This is a genomic window from Shinella sp. R2-11, from assembly GCF_055330205.1.
Window position 1 is genome coordinate 224,443 of the sequence record NZ_JBVAPC010000008.1, and the last position, 19,328, is coordinate 243,770.

Annotated in this window: 15 protein-coding genes; 4 read left to right on the forward strand and 11 right to left on the reverse strand. The window is 65.5% G+C overall.

The genetic code is table 11. The annotated features are described in order from the left end of the window. Positions 1-5: 5 nt before the first annotated feature. Positions 6-596 (reverse strand): hypothetical protein, encoded by a 591-nt coding sequence (locus ACZ1A1_RS20010; protein WP_463621280.1) that lies wholly within the window; start codon positions 594-596, stop codon positions 6-8. A gap of 475 nt (positions 597-1,071) precedes the next feature. Here ACZ1A1_RS20010 and dnaE point away from each other — a divergent pair, with 475 nt between their 5' ends. Further along, the gene (dnaE, locus tag ACZ1A1_RS20015; protein ID WP_463621281.1) at positions 1,072-4,566 is read left to right on the forward strand and encodes a DNA polymerase III subunit alpha; all 3,495 of its coding nucleotides are present in this window, start codon (positions 1,072-1,074) and stop codon (positions 4,564-4,566) included. A gap of 13 nt (positions 4,567-4,579) precedes the next feature. Here dnaE and ACZ1A1_RS20020 read toward each other — a convergent pair whose 3' ends face one another. Then, on the reverse strand, positions 4,580-5,104 hold the full coding sequence (locus tag ACZ1A1_RS20020; protein WP_463621282.1) for a DinB family protein: 525 nt from the start codon (positions 5,102-5,104) through the stop codon (positions 4,580-4,582). A gap of 100 nt (positions 5,105-5,204) precedes the next feature. On the opposite strand from ACZ1A1_RS20020, the gene ACZ1A1_RS20025 reads away from it, so the two are divergent. Continuing rightward, a complete protein-coding gene (locus ACZ1A1_RS20025) occupies positions 5,205-5,822 on the forward strand; it encodes a TetR/AcrR family transcriptional regulator (protein ID WP_463621283.1) in 618 nt (205 codons plus the stop codon). Here the strand turns inward: ACZ1A1_RS20025 and ACZ1A1_RS20030 are convergent. From ACZ1A1_RS20030 to ACZ1A1_RS20040, 3 genes are all read right to left on the reverse strand, one after another. After that, positions 5,815-7,119 carry a L,D-transpeptidase family protein gene (locus tag ACZ1A1_RS20030; protein WP_463621284.1) on the reverse strand — a complete coding sequence of 435 codons (1,305 nt, stop codon included), beginning with the start codon at positions 7,117-7,119 and terminating at the stop codon, positions 5,815-5,817. The two genes, ACZ1A1_RS20025 and ACZ1A1_RS20030, sit on opposite strands and share 8 nt — an antisense overlap. A 110-nt stretch (positions 7,120-7,229) precedes the next feature. Then, the gene (locus ACZ1A1_RS20035; RefSeq protein ID WP_463621285.1) at positions 7,230-8,576 is read right to left on the reverse strand and encodes a DNA polymerase IV; all 1,347 of its coding nucleotides are present in this window, start codon (positions 8,574-8,576) and stop codon (positions 7,230-7,232) included. A 123-nt stretch (positions 8,577-8,699) separates the two neighbouring features. After that, positions 8,700-8,999 (reverse strand): DUF3572 domain-containing protein, encoded by a 300-nt coding sequence (locus ACZ1A1_RS20040; protein ID WP_463621286.1) that lies wholly within the window; start codon positions 8,997-8,999, stop codon positions 8,700-8,702. Between the two features lie 141 nt (positions 9,000-9,140). Here ACZ1A1_RS20040 and ACZ1A1_RS20045 point away from each other — a divergent pair, with 141 nt between their 5' ends. Both ACZ1A1_RS20045 and ACZ1A1_RS20050 read left to right on the forward strand, forming a co-directional pair. Further along, positions 9,141-9,512: a response regulator gene (locus ACZ1A1_RS20045; RefSeq protein WP_313196341.1), complete on the forward strand. Its 372-nt coding sequence runs from the start codon at positions 9,141-9,143 to the stop codon at positions 9,510-9,512. Between the two features lie 7 nt (positions 9,513-9,519). Next, positions 9,520-10,887, forward strand: a complete 1,368-nt coding sequence (locus tag ACZ1A1_RS20050; protein WP_463621287.1) for a PleD family two-component system response regulator — start codon at positions 9,520-9,522, stop codon at positions 10,885-10,887. Positions 10,888-11,544: 657 nt separating this feature from the next. Here the strand turns inward: ACZ1A1_RS20050 and rpmG are convergent. The 6 genes from rpmG to topA all read right to left on the reverse strand — a co-directional run bounded on the left by rpmG (position 11,545) and on the right by topA (position 19,169). Continuing rightward, positions 11,545-11,712 (reverse strand): 50S ribosomal protein L33, encoded by a 168-nt coding sequence (gene rpmG / locus ACZ1A1_RS20055; protein WP_006727600.1) that lies wholly within the window; start codon positions 11,710-11,712, stop codon positions 11,545-11,547. Positions 11,713-11,806: 94 nt separating this feature from the next. Further along, positions 11,807-12,991, reverse strand: coding sequence for an MFS transporter (locus ACZ1A1_RS20060; RefSeq protein ID WP_463621288.1), 1,185 nt, complete (start codon positions 12,989-12,991; stop codon positions 11,807-11,809). Between the two features lie 13 nt (positions 12,992-13,004). Beyond that, a complete protein-coding gene (locus ACZ1A1_RS20065) occupies positions 13,005-13,667 on the reverse strand; it encodes an NUDIX hydrolase (protein WP_463621289.1) in 663 nt (220 codons plus the stop codon). Further along, a complete protein-coding gene (locus tag ACZ1A1_RS20070; RefSeq protein ID WP_463621290.1) occupies positions 13,664-14,134 on the reverse strand; it encodes a DUF983 domain-containing protein in 471 nt (156 codons plus the stop codon). The genes ACZ1A1_RS20065 and ACZ1A1_RS20070 overlap by 4 nt, the downstream gene beginning before the upstream one ends. A gap of 30 nt (positions 14,135-14,164) precedes the next feature. Beyond that, the gene (rnr, locus tag ACZ1A1_RS20075; RefSeq protein WP_463621292.1) at positions 14,165-16,516 is read right to left on the reverse strand and encodes a ribonuclease R; all 2,352 of its coding nucleotides are present in this window, start codon (positions 16,514-16,516) and stop codon (positions 14,165-14,167) included. Positions 16,517-16,520: 4 nt separating this feature from the next. Continuing rightward, on the reverse strand, positions 16,521-19,169 hold the full coding sequence (gene topA, locus ACZ1A1_RS20080; RefSeq protein ID WP_463621293.1) for a type I DNA topoisomerase: 2,649 nt from the start codon (positions 19,167-19,169) through the stop codon (positions 16,521-16,523). Positions 19,170-19,328 lie beyond the last annotated feature (159 nt).

Genomic DNA, 19,328 nt, shown 5'->3' on the forward strand with positions numbered 1-19,328 from the left:
GGCTGTCAGTCCAGCCCGCAGATCGAACGGCCGATCTCGTCCTTCCAGTCCTTCAAAAGCACGAACTGCGCCTTGCCGGCCACCGGCTGGCCATTGCTCTTGCCCTTGCCGGTCAGGACGTTGAGGTCGCACTCTTTCGTGCTGTTCTCGGCTCCTTCCTCCGCGATCGTGTCGTAGGAGGAGAAGGTGTAGCCGGCGACGATGAAGTCGAAATTGCGATAGGCGATAGTGAGCGACTGGCGCCAGCGGTCGCGGCCGACCGAGTCGTTCTTCGTCGTCAGCGTGAAGGAGCCGTTGGCAAGCGCCGTCAATTCCGGCTCTTGGCCGTAAAGGGTCAGGTTGCCCCAGACGGAATTGGGCAGCGACAGGACCGGCGTCAGGCGCCCCTCCGTCTTCCTCGTGAGCCAGACATAGAGCCCGTTGTCGTCGCCGCTGTCATCGCCGGGCGTCGCCACCACCGCAAGATCCGGCGTGCCGTCCTTGTCCCAGTCGCCACTCGCCATGGCGATGATGCGGCCGGCGGGAAAGTCCGCGGCCGCAGCGGCGGCGGGCAGCGTGACCGAGAGAAGAAGGGCGGCAATCCAAGGCTTCATCATGTTTCCTCCATTCGTGGAGGCGACCATAAAGCACACCACGAAAGCATGCAGCCGGTTTGCACCCGTCCCATGGGGGAAATCAACAGGAAGTAGCAGCCTGCCGGCCGGCGAACCATCGGCAAATTCCCGAAGGCCTCTGCGCGTCATGCTTGGTTTGGACCCGACCCTAAATCTTTGGCCGGAAGGTTTTTCCGGGCCCCTGTGGAAAACCGGTTGACGCATGAACAAAAATAGAACAAACTAAAAACATAAAGGGAAAGGAAGCCAAAATGACCGATTTTCTTCGTGATCTTGCTGCATTCGCCTCCATGGCCATGTTCGTCGCCAGCTTCTCCGTCATTCTTTTCGGCATCTGACGGCGGGGCCATCCGCCATGTGCGCCCGGCGTGGAAACCGGGTGCAAAGCCAAGAACCGTCTGGACGAGACGGGGTCGAATCCGCTTAAGCTTCCCGTCTGACTGAAAGGACGATTGCGATGGCGGACGAGACACCCAGGACGGACGACGGGAAGATCGCGGAGACGCCGCAATTCGTGCATCTGCGCGTGCATTCGGCCTTCTCGCTGCTGGAAGGCGCCCTGCCGATCAAGAAGATCATCGGCAAGGCGACCTCCGACCAGCAGCCGGCGATCGCCATCACCGACACGAACAATCTCTTCGCTGCGCTCGAATTTTCGCAGAAGGCGGTCGGCGAGGGCATCCAGCCGCTGATCGGCTGCCAGCTCTCCATCGACATGGAGGACGAAGGCGAGGGGGAGCGGCGCGGCCAGCAGGCGCATCTCCAGAAGCTGCCGTCCATCGTGCTGCTGGCGGCGAGCGATGCCGGTTATGCGCACCTCGTCGATCTCGTCAGCCGCGCCTATCTCGGCGGCGAGGGCAACCAGGCGATCCACATCGCCTATCGCTGGCTGGAAGAGGGGACGGAGGGGCTAATCGCCCTTACCGGCGCGCGGGGCGGCCCGGTCGACATGGCTTACCTCGCCGGCCAGCCGACTGCCGCGGAAGCCCGTCTCGATGCGCTGAAGCGCGTCTTCGGCGACCGGCTCTATATCGAATTGCAACGCCACGGGCGCTATGACCGGCAGCACGAGCGGCGCATGGTCGAGCTTGCCTATGCGCGGGACGTGCCGCTGGTGGCGACCAACGAGCCCTTCTTCCCGGCGCCCGACGACTACGACGCGCACGATGCGCTCATGGCCGTGGCGCACAACGCCATGGTGTCGGACGACAACCGCTTCCGCCTGTCGCCGGACCATTACCTCAAGAGCCGCAAGGACATGGCGGTGCTCTTCGCCGATCTGCCGGAGGCGCTGGAGAACACGGTGGAGATCGCCCGGCGCTGCTCCTTCGTGCTGAAGACGCGCGGACCGATCCTGCCGCGCTTCACCGGCGCGACGGACGATCCCGAGGAGGCCGAGCGCGCCGAGGCGGCGGAACTGCGCCGGCAGGCCGTGGAGGGTCTGGAGAGCCGCATGGCGCTGCTCGGCCTGACGCCCGGCTATAGCGAGGAGGATTATCGCGAGCGGCTGGATTTCGAGCTCGGCGTCATCGAACGCATGAAGTTCCCCGGCTACTTCCTCATCGTTGCCGACTTCATCAAATGGGCCAAGCAGCACAACATCCCCGTCGGGCCGGGCCGCGGCTCCGGCGCGGGCTCGCTCGTCGCCTATGCGCTGACCATCACCGACGTCGATCCCCTGCGCTTCTCGCTGCTCTTCGAACGCTTCCTCAATCCGGAACGCGTCTCGATGCCCGACTTCGACATCGACTTCTGCCAGGATCGCCGCGAAGAGGTGATCCGCTACGTGCAGCAGAAATACGGCCGCGAGCAGGTGGCGCAGATCATCACCTTCGGTTCTCTCCAGGCCCGCGCGGCGCTGCGCGACGTCGGCCGCGTGCTCGAAATGCCCTATGGCCAGGTCGACAAGATCTGCAAGCTCGTGCCGAACAACCCGGCCAACCCGACGCCGCTCTACAAGGCGATCGAGGAGGAGCCGAAGCTGCAGGAGGAGGCCGAAAAGGAGCCCGTCGTCGCGCGCCTGCTCGACATCGCCCAGAAGATCGAAGGCCTCTACCGCCACGCCTCGACCCACGCCGCCGGCATCGTGATCGGCGACCGGCCGCTCTCCAAGCTCGTGCCGATGTACCGCGATCCGCGCTCGGACATGCCGGTCACCCAGTTCAACATGAAATGGGTCGAGCAGGCCGGCCTCGTGAAGTTCGACTTCCTCGGCCTCAAGACGCTGACGGTGCTGAAGACGGCTGTCGATTTCATCCGCAAGCGTAGCATCGAGGTGAAGCTCGAAAGCCTGCCCCTCGACGATCCGCCGACCTACGAGATGCTCTCGCGCGGCGAGACGGTCGGCGTGTTCCAGGTGGAAAGCGCGGGCATGCGCAAGGCGCTGATCGGCATGCGGCCCGACTGCATCGAGGACATCATCGCGCTGGTGGCGCTCTACCGCCCCGGCCCGATGGAGAACATCCCGGTCTACAACGCTCGCAAGCACGGCGAGGAGGAGATCGAATCGATCCATCCGATGATCGACCACCTACTGAAGGAAACGCAGGGCGTCATCGTCTACCAGGAACAGGTGATGCAGATCGCCCAGGTCCTGTCCGGCTACTCGCTCGGCGAGGCCGACCTCCTGCGCCGCGCCATGGGCAAGAAGATCAAGGAGGAGATGGACAAGCAGCGCGCCCGCTTCGTCGACGGCGCGGTGAAGAACGGCGTCTCCAAGCCTCAGGCCGACCTGATCTTCGACCTGCTCGCCAAGTTCGCCAATTACGGCTTCAACAAGTCGCACGCCGCCGCCTATGCCATCGTCTCCTACCAGACGGCCTATCTGAAGGCGCATTATCCGGTCGAGTTCCTCGCCGCGTCGATGACCTACGATATGTCCAACACCGACAAGCTGAACGACTTCCGGCAGGATGCCGCGCGGCTCGGCATCGAGGTGGTGCCGCCCTCCGTCCAGACGTCCTTCGCCCATTTCGAGACCGGCGAGAACCGCATCTATTATGCGCTCGCGGCCATCAAGGGCGTCGGCGAGGCGGCGGTGCAGCACATCGTCGAGGTGCGGGGCGGTGCGCCCTTCAGGAGCCTTGAGGATTTCTGCGAGCGCATCGATCCGAAATTCGTCAACCGCCGCGTCTTCGAAAGCCTGATCGTCGCCGGCGCCTTCGACTGCTTCGGCCATGACCGCGCCGCGATGATTGCCGGCCTCGACCGCCTGCTCGGCGCCGCCCAGCGCGCGCAGGAGAACAAGACGAGCGGGCAGGGCGACATTTTCGGCATGGGGGCGGCGACCGGGCCGGAGGTCATCACGCTGCCCTCCTATACGCCCTGGCTCGCCTCGGAGAAGCTGCACCGCGAATTCCAGGTGCTTGGCTTCTACCTCTCCGCCCATCCGCTCGACACCTATGCGCCGATCCTCGCCAAGATGCGCGTGCAGACCTTCGGCGATTTCTCCGCCGCCGTGAAGCGCGGCGCCACCGCCGGCCGCCTTGCCGGCACCGTGACGTCGAAGCAGGAGCGCAAGACGCGCACCGGCAACAAGATGGGCATCGTCGCCTTCTCCGATTCCTCCGGCCAGTTCGAGGCGGTGCTGTTCTCCGAAATGCTGAACCAGTATCGCGACCTGCTGGAGGCGGGCAAATCGCTGGTCATGACGGTGCAGGCGGAAGAGCGGCCGGAGGGCATCGGCCTGCGCATCCAGACCCTGCGCTCGCTGGAGGAGGAATCGCTCCAGACCCAGAAGGCGCTGCGCGTCTATGTCCGCGACAGCGGCCCGCTTCGCTCCATCGCCGCCCATCTCAATACGAAGGGCGACGGCCTCGTCTCCTTCATCGTCATCAAGGACAGCGGCCAGCGCGAGATCGAGGTGGAGCTCAACGACCGCTTCCGCATCTCCCCCGAAATCGCCGCCGCCATGCGCTCGACGCCGGGGGTGCTGGACGTGGAGCTGGTATAGCGGGGCATCCGGCTCAGGCCGAGGCCGCCGGCTTTGCTCCAAGCGTGCGCCGTGACGGCTCGCGCCGATGAAGGTAGACGGCGAAGGTGTCCCAGGGCGGGGTGACGGAAGCCTGCGACAGCAGGCGGCCGGCTTCCCCGCGATGGTAGCCTGCATGAAGCGCCACATGGACCAGCATTTCCGCCCGCGTCATCGCGCCGTCGTCGCCATCGGTAAAGGTGAAGGCGATGGTCTTGAAGAGGTCCGGCGCCGGCATGCCGTGAAGATAGTCGAGATACCATTGGTCGGAGGCGGCGACCGCGGCGCGCAGGGAATCGAGCGTCGGCGTCTCGGCCGTATTGTCGGAGAGATAACCGTGCGGCCTGCCGGAAAGGTGGCCTGCGAATATCCGGGCGACGACGTGGGAATGGTTGATCAGCCGGAGGGCGTCGTGAAGCGTGGCGGCCTGCCGCTCCGTATCGAGCGTTTCCAGCTTGTCGAAAAGATCGCCGTTCGCCCAGGCGTGATAGCCGAAGAGTTCCCTTAGCATTGCGGTCATCGTGCATCTCCTTCCAGGGCTTTGAGAATGCGAGTAAACTGCTCACATTCTGGCAGGGAGGAAGTCGATGTCTACTCGCATTGCGAAAAGGAGCCTGGCGATGCGCAAGGAGCCGCGCCAGTCGCGCTCGCGGGTGACGGTCGAGGCGATCCTCGATGCGGGCGCTCGCATTTTGAGCGACGAAGGCTGGGCGGCCTTCACGACGAACAGGGTCGCCGAGGTCGCGGGCGTGAGCATCGGCTCGCTCTATCAGTATTTCCCCGACAAGCTTTCCCTGGTCGATGCGATCCGCGGCCGCCACCTCGAGGATAGCATGGCGGTCCTGCGCGGGGCGCAGGCGGATGCCCTTTCGCCGTCCGCCTTCGCGGTTTCCGTCGTGCACGGGATGATCGCCGCGCACAGCCGCTATCCCGGCCTCCATCGGGTGCTTCTCGATGAAGCGCCCGCGACGGACGATTATCGCGATCCGGACAGCGAATTCGAAGTCGCGTTTCTCGGCCTCTACGCGAAGGCTATTGCCTCATGCCGCAAGGGCGCGGTCACGACGGAAGATCGCGAGGCCGCGCGCATCCTCTCGGATGCCATCGACGGGGTTATTCACAACGCGGCCCGGCGGGGCACGTTGGGCGATTCCGCCGTCGCGAGTGGATTGGTGCGGCTCGTCAGCCTTTATCTCGGCGATGCGTCGGCATCGCCGCCCGGGCCGATCGTCAATTGACGACCGTGATCGACGATCTCTTTTTCTTCTTCTTGCCCTGCACGACCGCCGCGTCCGCCTTCTGTACCTTGCGGGTCACGGTGATGAAGTCCGTGCCGTCGCCGGTTTCAGGGCCGAGGCCGGTGTCGGAGATGGAGAGGGACGCGCCTTCGCTGACGAGGCGGGAGATGTGGTTGCGCGTCTCCTCCGGAATATCGAGCCGGTCGAGCGTCTTCGAGATGGCGTCCGGTGCTTCGGCGTCGGCCTCGGTGGTGATGCCGAGGCGCTTCATGGTGGCCTTCGGGAGCTGGTTGTCCATGCTAACGCCGTACCATTCGGCCGTGCCCTTGTCGGCATCGACGTCGCGGGCGATGAGGAAATGCGTGCCGAGCGCGATTTCCGGCTCGCGGATGGTGATCGGCTCCTCGATGAGCGGCGTGAATTTCTGGCGCACGAGGACCTGGCCGTTCGGCGGCGTGCCCTTGCCGGCTTTCGCATAGACGGCGGCGAGGAGTTCCGGCGTCACCATGCCGTCCTCCTTGAGCCCTTCGGCGAGCTGGAAGGCACGGATGGCGACGACCGTCTGCTTGCCGTGGCGCCCGTCGGGCATGCCGGCATCGTAGCCGAGGTCCGCCAGCATCCGCTGGAGGTCGAGCAGCATCTCGCGCTCGCCGCGGCGCGTGACGAGGATGCGGATCGGGTCCCGTTCGGTGCGCTCCACGGCGGGGGTGAGGATTTCCGGCTTCGGATCGGTCATCGCCACCTCGACGCTCTTGTCGCCGGCCTCGATGAGCGCGGGGCGCAGGCCCGCATCGGAAAGCAGCGGCGTGTCGGGCACGACGACGGAGGGCCGGAAGAGCGCGTCGTGCACGATGCGCTGCGGCGCGACCTCGCCGTCGGTGATCAGCACGTGGCCGCCGCGCCGCGTGACGGAAAACAGCGTCTTGGCGAAATCGTTCGGCAGGCGCACGCAGCCATGCGAGGCGGGGTAGGACGGCACGCTGTTGGAGGCATGCAGCGCGATGCCCGACCAGGTGAGCCGCTGCATGAAGGGCATCGGCGCGCTGTCATAGATGTTCGAGAAGTGCGAGCGCTTCTTTTCGAGGATCGAGAAGATGCCGGTCGGCGTCCCGTGGCCGGCCTTGCCGGTGGAGACGCGCGAGGTGGCCACCACCACGCCGCCGTCGTAGATCTTCAGCTCCTGGCGGTCCTTCGACACGATGATCTGGAGCGGCCCTTCCAGCGTTCCGCCGAGCACGGTGGTGCAGCTCAGCATCAGGCCCAGAATGCTCATGCCAGTGGCGAGGCGAAACTTCATGTAACCCATCCGTACGCAATACAAACCGGTGGCAAGCCTAGGACATCGGGCTTAAGGAAGGCTTGATGCGTGCCATCCCGATGCAGGGAAGGACGCGGGCCTGCGGGGTTTTATTCGCCGGGATCGCCGGTTTTTCCCGAGGTCTTGACGGTCAACTTTCCGTGAAAGCGCTCCGGGCCCGTCTTGCCGAATGTATAGCCGGTCTCCACGCTCGCCTTGCCGAACTTGTCGCGCAGCGTGTTCATGGCGGCTTCCGCCGCCGCGCGGCGTGTCGCGGCGGGATCGACGAGGTCGGGCGGATCGGCGCGGCCGGGATCGGCAAGGTCGCTGACGCCGATGCCGATGAGGCGGTATTTCGTGCCATCCGCCTCCTTGCGCAGGAGCTCCATGCCGGTGCGGAAGATCCGGTCGGCGAGCATGGTCGGGTCTTCGAGCTTGCGGTTGCGCGTGCGGCTCTTGAAATCCGCCGTCTTCAGCTTGAGCACGACGGTCTGGCCGGCGATGCCGGATTTGCGCAGCCGCGTGGCGACCTTCTCGCTCAGCCGGCGCAGATGCGCGGTGAGTTCGTCATAGCGCGAGATGTCGTCGAAGAAGGTGGTCTCGGCCGAAACGCTTTTTGCCGGGTCGTTGGGATGCACCTCGCGGTCGTCCTGCCCGCGCGAAAGGTGGAAGAGCCGCTTGCCCATGACGCCGTAGCGGCGCATCAGGTCGGTTTCCTCCATCGTCTGGAGCTGGCCGACGCTGCGGATGCCGTCGCGCTCCAGCGTCTCGGCAAAGGCCTTGCCGACGCCCCAGATCAGCCGCACCGGCTTGTCGCGCAGGAAATCCAGCGCTTCGGCCGCGCCGATGATGGAAAAGCCGCGCGGCTTGTTGAGGTCCGAGGCGACCTTGGCGAGGAACTTGCAGTAGGAGAGCCCGACGGAAATGGTGATGCCGATCTCCTTCTCCACGCGCTGGGTGAAACGTGCCAGCACGCGGGCAGGGGGATCGTGGTGCAGCCGCTCGGTGCCCTTCAGCTCCAGGAAGGCCTCGTCAATGGAAATCGGCTGCACGAGCGGCGTCAGCTCCTGCATCATCGCGCGCACCTCGCGGCCGACCTTGACGTATTTCTCCATGTCCGGCTTGATGACGACGGCGTTCGGGCAGGCTTCCAGCGCCTTGAACATCGGCATGGCGGAGCGCACGCCGTGGATGCGCGCGATATAGCAGGCCGTGGAGACGACACCGCGCTTGCCGCCGCCGATGATCACCGGCTTGTCGGCAAGCTCCGGATCGTCGCGCTTCTCGATCGCGGCATAGAAGGCATCGCAGTCGATATGGGCGAGCGTCAGGTCGTAAAGCTCGCCGTGATAGAGGAGGCGCGGGCTGCCGCAGGCCCGGCAGCGGCGCAGGCCCGCGGGCTGCCCGGCAAGGCAGTCGCGGCAGAAGCCCGGAAAACGCGTGTCGGCGGTGCTCATGATCTGGAACAAATATTGAACATCGCGACATTAAAGCCTAAATTCGCGAGTCTCAACAGGCAGAGGGGCTGAACGCATGACGATGCACAGGCATGCGCAGGATGGACCCCACGGACCGGCTTGTCAGAGGTCGCCGCCGCCATGGGGGCCGGACAGGACCGCATGGGCGTGGACGACGGCCTCCGGCTGGATGCCCGTCGCGGCGCTGAAGGCCATGAGCGTCGGCTCGTGCTCCATGAGGAAATCGACGAGGCCGGCAAGGAAGCCGGGGTCGTTCACCGCGTTGCGGACCTCGCCGGGGGCGACGCCTGTCAGCGCCAGGAAACGCGACAGGAGCTCCGGCTCGCCGGCCAGCCAGCCGAGGATGGAAAGGGCCGTCGCATCCGCGTCTTCACGCGCGGGTGTTTCTTTTTGGCGTTTCATTCTTTTCCCTCGGGAAATTTACCTTTTCATCAACCAAGTGACGCTAACGTGGCTGCGGTCGGGCTGGGTGATTTCGGCTTTGCCGCAACTTATCTATCTCCCGGACGGTTGCAAGGCCGGCGAGAGGAACAGGGACGCACGATGCCCAAGCAGGTCATGATTGTCGAGGACAACGAGCTGAACATGAAGCTCTTCCGGGACCTCATCGAGGCGTCCGGCTATCTGACCATCCAGACCCGGAACGGGATGGAGGCTCTCGATCTCGCGCGCAAGCACCGCCCCGACCTGATCCTGATGGACATCCAGCTCCCGGAGGTTTCTGGCCTTGAAGTCACCAAGTGGCTGAAAGAGGACGACGAGCTGCACGTCATTCCCGTGATCGCCGTCACGGCCTTCGCGATGAAGGGCGACGAGGAGCGGATCCGGCAGGGCGGCTGCGAGGCCTATGTCTCCAAGCCGATCTCCGTGCCGAAGTTCATCGAGACCATCAAGACCTATCTCGGGGACGCATGAGGCGGACATGACAGCGCGAATCCTCGTCGTCGACGATATCCCGGCCAATGTGAAGCTGCTCGAAGCGCGGCTGCTGGCCGAGTATTTCGACGTGCTGACGGCCGAGAACGGCTACGAGGCCCTGTCCATCTGCGAGAGCACCCAGGTCGATCTCATCCTCCTCGACATCATGATGCCGGGCATCGACGGCTTCGAGGTCTGCGAGCGGCTGAAGGCCAATCCGCGCACCGCCCATATTCCCGTCGTCATGGTCACGGCGCTCGACCAGCCCTCCGACCGCGTGCGCGGCCTCAAGGCCGGCGCCGACGACTTCCTGACCAAGCCGGTCAACGACCTGCAGCTCATGTCGCGGGTCAAGAGCCTCGTGCGCCTCAAGACGCTGACCGACGAGCTGCGCCTGCGCGCGGCGACGGCCCGCGCGATTTCCCTCGAAGAGGGACTGGAAAGCAATCTCGGCGACGAGCCGGGCGACGTTCTGCTGGTCGATGGCCGCGCGACCTCGCAGGAGCGCATCGCCCGCGCGCTGAAGCCCATTGCGGACGTCACCTGCATGTCCGACCCGCAGGCCGCGCTCTTCCAGGCGGCCGAGAGCAATTACGAGCTGGTGATCGTCAACGCCAACTTCGAGGACTACGATCCGCTGCGCCTCTGCTCGCAGCTTCGCTCGCTGGAGCGCACGCGCTTCCTGCCGATCCTGCTGATCGCCGAGCAGGGCGACGACGACATGGTCGTGCGGGCACTGGATCTCGGTGTCACCGACTATCTGGTGCGCCCGATCGATCCCAACGAGCTGATCGCCCGCAGCCTCACCCAGATCCGCCGCAAGCGCTGCAACGACCGCCTGCGCGCCAGCGTGCGCCAGACCATCGAGCTCGCCGTCACCGACGGGCTGACGGGCCTGCACAACCGCCGTTATCTCGACAACCACATGAAACTGCTGATCGACCGCGCGACCGCGCGCGGCCGCGCGCTCTCCGTCTGCATGACGGATATCGACCGCTTCAAGCTGGTCAACGACACCTATGGCCACGATGCCGGCGATGCCGTGCTGCGCGAATTCGCCAGCCGGGTGCGCTCGGCCGTGCGCGGCGCGGACCTTGCCTGCCGCTATGGCGGGGAGGAATTCGTGCTTGTCATGCCCGACACCTCTGCCGAGATGGCGGCGGGCGTCGCCGAGCGCCTGCGGGCGATCGTCGAGCGCGAGCCCTTCCGCGTTCCCGGCACGGATGTCTTCCTGCCGATCACCGCCTCCATGGGCATCGCCTCGATCCTGCCGGAAGGGGACAGCCCCGAGGCGCTGGTGAAGCGTGCCGACGCCGCGCTCTACGAGGCCAAGCGCTCGGGCCGCAACCGGGTTGTGGCCGCGGCCGCCTGAGCGGGCCGGGCGGCTTTTCCACAGGGCCATTCACATTTCCGGCATTTACCTTTGATTCCGGGCAGTTGCCGGAATTTCTGGACGCCCGTTAACTTGACGCCTTGCGGCAGGTTTTCGGCCGTATGTCGTACCATTCATTTTTGATGAAGCTAATCAACGGCTTGCGCATTCCGCAATCTGGCCGTGTGCGGGCGGCCAGTTTCCTGGGTTGTGGATTTGCTCGTGCCACGATCGAATCGGCCGCCCGTTGCTGTGTCGTCTTCCATGACGAAACTGCCGCTCGATGGAACAAAACAGGGCCCGGCGGTTAACTATGAGACAAGGACGCGCTCCGCGAGCGTTAAGAATTCGTTGATTTTTTTTCTCTTTCGCGCGATGCTCAACTCATAGGCGGGAAACAAGCCCGCACAACCGGTTACCCCATGATGCTAGGTCCGCCGCATCTCCTGGGTCGTGGGGTCGGTCGGTCAGCTACGACATAAACGGAATCCTCGTGCCGTCGTCGTGCCTGACCGACCCCCGTTTCGACGCCGCTCCCGGAAACGGGGGCGGCGTTTCGATTCGGGCGGTTGCAGGAGGTTGCGGGCGAGGGCGCAAAAGAAAAGGCGCCGGACGTTTCCGTCCAGCGCCTTTGCGAACCTCAAAGGGCTCCCAGGATCACTTGATCTTGGTTTCCTTGAATTCGACGTGCTTCTTGGCGACCGGGTCATACTTGGTCTTGGTCATCTTTTCCGTCATCGTACGGCTGTTCTTCGTGGTCACGTAGAAGAAACCGGTGTCGGCCGTCGACAGCAGCTTGATCTTGATGGTGGTAGCCTTGGCCATGGTCGTCCTGCCTTTATGAAAAACGAAGCCGCGGACAGCCATTCTGTTCCACGGCTTTAAATCTGGCCGGAAACTACAAATCGCGCCCGAAAAGTCAAGCCCGTTTCGGCCGGAAAACTATCCGCACCAGAGAAAGTACCAGGTAAAGGCCGAAGAAACCGACGATCGCCCAGGCAAAACCGTCATTGCCGCCGACATCCATCGCCGCGCCGATCGCCTGCGGCCCGACCACCGTACCGACCGCATAGCAGAAGATGAAGGCGGCGTTGGCGGCGGCAAGATCCGCACCGGTGAGGCGGGAGCCGAGATGGCTGAGGCCGATCGTGTAGAGGCCCGCCACGCAGCCGCCCCACACGAGCAGCACCGCCGCCATCAGCAGCCAGTTGTGCGAGATGACGGGCAGCGAGAGGGCGCCGACGAGGCCGATGGCGGCCATGATCGTCAGCAGGCTCCTGCGGTCCCGCATGCGGTCGGAAAGCATGCCGAGCGGGATCTGGAAGGCCATGTTGCCGATGCCCATGACGGTGAGAAGCAGGGCCGCCTGCGATTCGGTGAAGCCAGCGCGCGTGCCGTAGATCGGCAGCAGCGAGAGCCCGCCCACCTGCACCGCGCCGAAGATGAAGACCGCCGCCGTCGCAGTCGGCACGAGAAGGATGTAGCGCATGAAATGCAGCTCCGGCTTCTCGTCGATGATCGGGCTCTCGCCGCGTGCGATGAAGATGGGAACGGCGGCGAGCAGGATGATCGCGGCCCCGAGCGCGAAGGGCAGCACGCCCTCGCTGCCGATCAGCGAGAAGATGAGGGGCCCGGTCGCAAAGCCCAGTGACAGCACGGTCGCATAGATGCCGAGCACCAGCCCGCGCCGGCGCGGGGGCGCCGCCGCGTTGATCCAGAACTCGGAGAGGATGAAGAGCATGGTCGTCGCGCCGTGGAAGACGAGGCGCAGCGGGAACCAGAGCCAGAAGTTCTCGATATAGTAGAAGCCGAGGCCGCTGACGGCGGCGAGCAGGATCGCGCCGAGCATGGTCGTGGAGGTACCCCATTCATGCGCGAGGCGCGTGGTAAAGGGGGCGGCGGCCATCGCGGCGATGCCGGCCATGGCGGAATTGATGCCGATCATCGTGGAGGAGATGCCGCGCTTTTCCATGATGATGGAAAGCAGCGGCAGGCCGAGGCCCATGGCGATGCCGACTGCGGAAATGGCCGCGATGGCTGCAATGAGAGACCGCCGGTGAATGTGCTCCACCGGGCCGGTTGTGCCGGATTGCGGCTGCGTCATATGCAATCGATCCTCAAAGCAGGTCCCGCAGGAAGCGCCCGCGCTGGGTGTAATACAGCGGCGCGGCTCTCCCGAAGGGTAAAGACTTGTCTTCCTGAATGCTTTTTCGAAGCTCTTCAAGGATCAATACGGTTATGTCGGGCATGTCGATGCCCCCGTGATCGAAAATATCGACCCAGCGCACGTCCTCCAGCTCGTGGCTGGCGGTCGCGCCGGCCGGATCGATGCCGGCCTCGTCGGTGAAGAGCGTGAAGAAGCGCGTGTCGAAGCGCCGCACCATGCCGGCGGGCGTGATGGCGCGGGCGAGGAAGCGCAGGCTGGAAAGGTCCGGCCGGAAGGGGAGGCCGCCGCCGACCATGGCCTCCAGCGGGCGGCCGACGGCGATGCCGGCCTCCTCGTAGAGTTCGCGCAGCGCCGCCACGCCAAGGGCGTGCAGGCGCGAATCGGAACATCGCGTGCCGGTCCGCAGTGCAAGCCGCTCGCAGGCGAGGGGGTTCAGCGGGCCCGAGACGGGAACCAGGCGGTCCGTCGCATCGCGCCTTCCGCCGGGAAAGACATAGACGTCCGGCATGAAGGCATGCCGGCTGCTGCGCCGGCCGACCAGCACGCGAATTCCGCCTCCCGACCGGTCGAGAAGCAGGATGGAGGCTGCATCGACGGGCCGGACCGCGGTCATGCGGTTCTGTCGCCGTAGGTGGGCGATTCTTCCGCTTCCTCCGGCTTGTCGCCGAAGCCGTGCATCTTCAGCGCCCATTGCAGGCCGATGGCGCCGCCCTTGATGGGCTGCAGCAGGAGGAGGGACAGAATGAGCGTGATCGGCGTCCAGATGGCGAGGTGTTGCCAGGTGCTGAGCGGCCAGACGAGGTCCGTCGCCATGTAGCCGCCGACGACGACATGGCCGACGATGGTGATGACGAGATAGGGCGGCAGGTCGTCGGCGCGCTGGTGCGTGTAGTCCTCGCCGCAGGCGGCGCAATGGTCGACCGGCTTGACGTAGGAGCGGAAGAGCTTGCCGGTGCCGCAGGCCGGGCAGCGGTTCAGCATGCCGCGCTTGATGGCGCGCCCGAGCGGGCGCTCGGCGGGGGTGGCGGCCGGCGTGTCGCCGAAATGCTGCGTGCTGCCGTCGGTTTCGTTCGTCTGCATGTCGTGTTCTCCTGCCGGCTGCTGCATGGCCTAGCGTTTGCCGCGGGGCGGGCGCGTGCCCGGCTGGCGTCTCGGCGCGCCGCCCTTGCGCCGGCCCGACTTGTGGAAGGAACGCACCGCCGTCGGCATCTTGCGCCCCTCGCTGATCACGTCGAACCGGAGCGAACCGGCGAGCGGCACCGCTTCCGCGAGCCTCACACGCACTTCATCCCCGAGACGGTAGCCGAGCCCGGTCTTTTCGCCGGAAAGCGCCTGATGGGCCTCGTCGTAGATGTAATAGTCGCGTCCGAGCAGGGATATAGGCACGAAACCGTCGGCGCCATACTCCGGCAAGGTGACAAAAAGTCCCGCCTTGGTGACGCCGGAGACGCGGCCGTCGAATTCCTCGCCGATGCGCCCGGCAAGGTGATGGGCGATCAGCCGGTCGACCGTATCGCGCTCGGCCGCCATGGCGCGGCGCTCGAAGGTCGAGATTTCGGCGGCGATATCGTCGAGCACCGCTTCCTCGTCCGGCGTGATGCCGCCCTCGCCAAGGCCGAGCGAGCCGACCAGCGCCCGGTGCACGATCAGGTCCGCATAGCGGCGGATCGGCGAGGTGAAGTGGGCGTACTTCATCAGGTTCAGGCCGAAATGGCCGATATTCTCCGGGCTGTAGATCGCCTGGCTCTGCGAGCGCAGCACCATCTCGCTCACCATCTGCTCGAACGGCTTGTCCTTGGCCTTGGCGAGGATGCCGTTGAAATGGTTGGAGCGCATGTTGCCGCCCTTCACCAGCGAGATGTCGAGCGTCTGCAGGAATTCGCGCAGCACCTCCTGCTTGGCAAGCGAGGGCGCGTCGTGCACTCGGTAGACGAGGGCCTGCTTCTTCTTCTCCAGCGTCTCGGCGGCCGAAACGTTCGCCTGGATCATCATCTCCTCGATGAGCTTGTGCGCATCGAGCCGCGGCGGCACGAAGACCCGGTCCACGGTGCCGTCCTCCTTCAGGAGGATCTTGCGCTCCGGCATGTCGAGCTCGAGCGGCTGGCGGCGGTTCCGGCCAGTCGTGAGGATGCGATAGGCCTGCCAGAGCGGCTTCAGGATCGTTTCGAGGATCGGGCCGGTCTTGTCGTCCGGCGCGCCGTCGATGGCGGCCTGCGCCTGTTGGTAGGAGAGCTTGGCCGCGCTCTTCATCATGACGCGGTGGAAGGTGTGGCTTGCCTTGCGGCCCTCATGCGAGAAGACCATGCGCACGGCGAGCGCCGGCCGGTCGACGCCTTCCTTCAGCGAGCAGAGGTCGTTGGAGATGCGCTCCGGCAGCATGGGCACCACGCGGTCGGGGAAATAGACCGAATTGCCGCGCTTCAGCGCCTCGCGGTCGAGCGCCGATTTCGGGCGGACATAGTAGCTGACATCGGCGATGGCGACGGTGACGATCACGCCGCCCGGATTGTCGGGCGAGGGGTCCGGCTCGGCATAGACCGCGTCGTCGTGGTCCTTGGCGTCGGCCGGGTCGATGGTGATGAGCGGCAGGCTCCGCCAGTCCTCGCGATGCGACATGGTGGCGGGACCGGCGGCCTCCGCCTCGCGGATGACCGCATCGGGGAAGACGTGGGGAATGCCATGGGCGTGGATGGCGATCATCGAGATCGCCTTTTCCGAGGCGACGGAGCCGATCACGGCCTTGATCTGGGCGCGCGGCAAGCCGTAGCGGCCCATGCGCACGACGTCGATCTCCACGAGGTCGCCGTCCCTGGCGTCCGCCGTGAACTCGGCGTCGACCTCCATCTCCTCGCCGCGCCGGTCGATGGGCATGATCCGCCCGCCGCCGCCGGCCATGGAGCGGAAGACGCCCATGCCGGAATTCTTCTTCTTGTCGAGAACCTTGATGACGCGGCCGGTATAGGCCGGCCCGCCGCGTTCCTTGGCCGGGAAGATCTTCGCCAGCACCCGGTCGCCGAGGCCGGCCACCGGTGCCTTGTCCTTGCGCGGCCCGCCCGACTGGCGGATGAGCACGGCAGGCGCGACGCCTGCATCGTCGAGCCATTCGGCGGGGCGGCCGATCAGCTCGCCGTCGACGTCGCGGGTGGTGATGTCGAGCACGGTGACGGGGGGCAGGGCGCCCGGCCGCACCAGCGACTTGCGGCGCTTTTCCAGGAGCCCGTCTTCCTCGAAGGATTTCAGCAGCGCCTTCAGCTCGACGCGCGCCTCGCCCTTCAGGCCGAAGGCCTTGGCGAGCTCGCGCTTGGAAGCCTGCTCCGGGTGCTCGGCAATGAAGCGCAGCAGCACGTCGCGCGGCGGGACGGCGCCGTGGATGATCGGGGCATTGTCGACAGGCGGGAGGTCACGGCCCGCGCGGCCGGACCGTCTTTCGTGTCCTGCCCGGCTGCGTGGTTCCTTCGTCATGACCTCACGCCTTCTTTGCCTTCGCGGCCGCCTTGGGCTTGGCCGCAGCCTTCGCCTTCGGCTTTGCCGTCTTGGTTTCGCCGGACTTGGCCTTCGCCTTGGCCGGAGCCTTCGCCTTGCCCTTGGCCGGCGTCTTGCCCGCCTTGTCGGCGATCAGCACCAGCGCCTCTTCCAGCGTGACGCTATCGGCGGCCTTGCCCTTGGGCAGGGTGGCGTTGACCTTGCCCCAGTTGACATAGGGACCGTACTTGCCGTCGCGAACGGTGATGGCGCCGCCATCCGGGTGGTCGCCGAGCGTCTTCAGCGCCGCCGGTGCGGAGCGGCCGCGGCCGGGACCCTTCGACTGCTTGTCGGCGATCACGGTCACGGCGCGGTTGAGGCCGATGGAGAACACGTCCTCGACGGTTTCGAGGTTGGCATAGCCGCCGTCATGCAGCAGGAACGGGCCGTAGCGGCCGATGCCGGCGGAAATCATCTTGCCGGTCTCGGGATGCTGGCCGATGTCACGCGGCAGTGAGAGCAGGGCGAGCGCCTTCTCGTGATCGATGCTCGCCGGCGTCCAGCCCTTCGGCAGGCTGGCGCGCTTGGCCTCCTTGCCGTCGCCGCGCTGGACATAGGGCCCGAAGCGGCCGGAACGAAGGGTGATCTCCTCGCCGGTATGCGGGTCCTTGCCGAGGCTCTGCGGCTCGTTGGCGGCCGCCGCCTCCGCATCCGAACCGCCGTCGGCGGAAAGCTGGCGGGTGTAGTTGCATTCCGGATAGTTCGAGCAGCCGACGAAAGCGCCGAACTTGCCGAGCTTCAGCGAAAGCTTGCCCGTGCCGCAGACCTGGCAGATGCGCGGATCGCTGCCGTCCTCGCGCTTGGGGAAGACGAGCGGGGCGAGTTCCTCGTTCAGCGCGTCGAGCACATTGGTGACGCGCAGTTCCTTGGTGTCCTCGATCTGGGCGAAGAAGTCCTTCCAGAAGTCGCGAAGGACCTGCTTCCAGTCGAGCTCGCCGGCCGAAATCTTGTCGAGCTTCTCCTCGAGGTCCGCCGTGAAGTCGTATTCGACATAGCGGGTGAAGAAGCTTTCGAGGAAGGCGGTGACGAGCCGGCCCTTGGCTTCCGGGATCAGCTTGCGCTTGTCGATGACGATATATTCGCGGTCGCGCAGCGTGGCGAGCGTGGCGGCATAGGTCGACGGGCGGCCGATGCCGAGCTCTTCCATCTTCTTGATGAGGGAGGCTTCGGAATAGCGCGGCGGCGGCTCGGTGAAGTGCTGCGTGGCGTTCACCTTCTGCTTGTCCAGCTTTTCCTGAGCGTTGATCTCCGGCAGGCGGCCGTCCTCGTCGCCCTCGTCCGGCTGCTCGCCGTCTTCCTTCTGGTCCGTATAGGCGGCGATGAAGCCGTCGAAGCGGATGACCGAGCCGGTGGCGCGAAGGCCCGCCTTGCGGCTGCCATTGTCGGCCTCGATCTCAACGGTGGTGCGCTCGATCTCGGCGGAGGCCATCTGGCTGGCGATGCCGCGCTTCCAGACGAGGTCGTAGAGGCGGAGCTGGTCGGGGTCGAGATAGCGGCGCACCTGGTCCGGCGTGCGGTCGAAGGAGGTGGGGCGGATCGCCTCGTGGGCTTCCTGCGCGTTCTTGGCCTTGGTGGAGTAGAAGCGGGGCTTTTCCGGCACGTAGCGCGCGCCGAACTGCTCGCCGACGGCCTTTCGGGCCGCGTCGATCGCCTCGGGGGCCATCTGCACGCCGTCGGTACGCATATAGGTGATGAGACCGACTGTCTCGCCGCCGATATCGATGCCCTCATAGAGCCGCTGCGCGACCTGCATGGTGCGCGAGGCCGAGAAGCCGAGCTTGGAGGAGGCGGCCTGCTGGAGCGTGGAGGTGGTGAAGGGCGGGGCCGGGTTGCGCTTCGTCGGCTTGGCCTCGACGCTCTCGACGCGGTAGGCCGCGCCGTCGAGCAGGGCCTTGAGGCGGTTCGCCTCCTCGCCGTTGCCGATGGACTTCGCCTGAAGGCGCTTGCCTTCGGCCGAGACGAGGCGCGCCTCGAACTCGTCGCCGCGCGGCGTCTTGAGGAGCGCGGAAAGGTTCCAGTATTCTTCCGAGACGAAGCGCTCGATCTCGGACTCGCGGTCGCAGACGAGGCGCAATGCAACCGACTGCACGCGGCCGGCCGAGCGCGCGCCCGGCAGCTTGCGCCACAGCACCGGCGACAGGTTGAAGCCGACGAGGTAATCGAGCGCGCGGCGGGCGAGATAGGCGTCGACGAGCGCGATGTCGATGTCGCGCGGGTTGCGCATGGCATCGAGCACGGCCGACTTGGTGATGGCGTTGAAGACGACGCGCTGCACCGGCTTGTCGCCGATCACCCGCTTCTTCTTGAGGACGTCCAGCACGTGCCAGGAAATGGCTTCCCCCTCGCGATCCGGGTCGGTCGCCAGAATGAGGCCGTCGGAGGACTTCATCGCGTCGGCGATGTCCTTGATGCGCTTGGCGGACGCGCTGTCCACTTCCCAGGACATTTCGAAGTCCTCGTCCGGGCGCACGGAACCGTCCTTGGCCGGCAGGTCGCGCACATGGCCGAAGGAGGCGAGCACCTTGTAGCCGGGGCCGAGATACTTGTTGATCGTCTTGGCCTTGGCGGGCGATTCCACAACTACAACATTCATCGTCATTTTCTCTGATACCGGGCGCCGCAGGGTTGGATGCGCGGCGAAAGGGCGTTTATCCGCCGGAAAGTCGTGTCTCGACATGAACAGGGAAAGCGTTCGGGTCAAGAGGTAGGGTTGAAATTAGTCGAATGCAACGAGATGCAACCAATGCGAGAT

Excerpts from the sequence above, each read along its gene's own strand:
- rnr (WP_463621292.1), bottom strand. The coding sequence starts at position 16,516 with ATGACGAAGGAACCACGCAGCCGGGCAGGACACGAAAGACGGTCCGGC.
- ACZ1A1_RS20030 (WP_463621284.1), bottom strand. The coding sequence starts at position 7,119 with ATGAAGTTTCGCCTCGCCACTGGCATGAGCATTCTGGGCCTGATGCTG.
- ACZ1A1_RS20050 (WP_463621287.1), top strand. The coding sequence starts at position 9,520 with ATGACAGCGCGAATCCTCGTCGTCGACGATATCCCGGCCAATGTGAAG.
- ACZ1A1_RS20070 (WP_463621290.1), bottom strand. The coding sequence starts at position 14,134 with ATGCAGACGAACGAAACCGACGGCAGCACGCAGCATTTCGGCGACACG.
- ACZ1A1_RS20020 (WP_463621282.1), bottom strand. The coding sequence starts at position 5,104 with ATGACCGCAATGCTAAGGGAACTCTTCGGCTATCACGCCTGGGCGAAC.
- ACZ1A1_RS20025 (WP_463621283.1), top strand. The coding sequence starts at position 5,205 with ATGCGCAAGGAGCCGCGCCAGTCGCGCTCGCGGGTGACGGTCGAGGCG.
- ACZ1A1_RS20045 (WP_313196341.1), top strand. The coding sequence starts at position 9,141 with ATGCCCAAGCAGGTCATGATTGTCGAGGACAACGAGCTGAACATGAAG.
- ACZ1A1_RS20040 (WP_463621286.1), bottom strand. The coding sequence starts at position 8,999 with ATGAAACGCCAAAAAGAAACACCCGCGCGTGAAGACGCGGATGCGACG.
- dnaE (WP_463621281.1), top strand. The coding sequence starts at position 1,072 with ATGGCGGACGAGACACCCAGGACGGACGACGGGAAGATCGCGGAGACG.
- topA (WP_463621293.1), bottom strand. The coding sequence starts at position 19,169 with ATGAATGTTGTAGTTGTGGAATCGCCCGCCAAGGCCAAGACGATCAAC.
- ACZ1A1_RS20065 (WP_463621289.1), bottom strand. The coding sequence starts at position 13,667 with ATGACCGCGGTCCGGCCCGTCGATGCAGCCTCCATCCTGCTTCTCGAC.
- ACZ1A1_RS20010 (WP_463621280.1), bottom strand. The coding sequence starts at position 596 with ATGATGAAGCCTTGGATTGCCGCCCTTCTTCTCTCGGTCACGCTGCCC.
- ACZ1A1_RS20060 (WP_463621288.1), bottom strand. The coding sequence starts at position 12,991 with ATGACGCAGCCGCAATCCGGCACAACCGGCCCGGTGGAGCACATTCAC.
- rpmG (WP_006727600.1), bottom strand. The coding sequence starts at position 11,712 with ATGGCCAAGGCTACCACCATCAAGATCAAGCTGCTGTCGACGGCCGAC.
- ACZ1A1_RS20035 (WP_463621285.1), bottom strand. The coding sequence starts at position 8,576 with ATGAGCACCGCCGACACGCGTTTTCCGGGCTTCTGCCGCGACTGCCTT.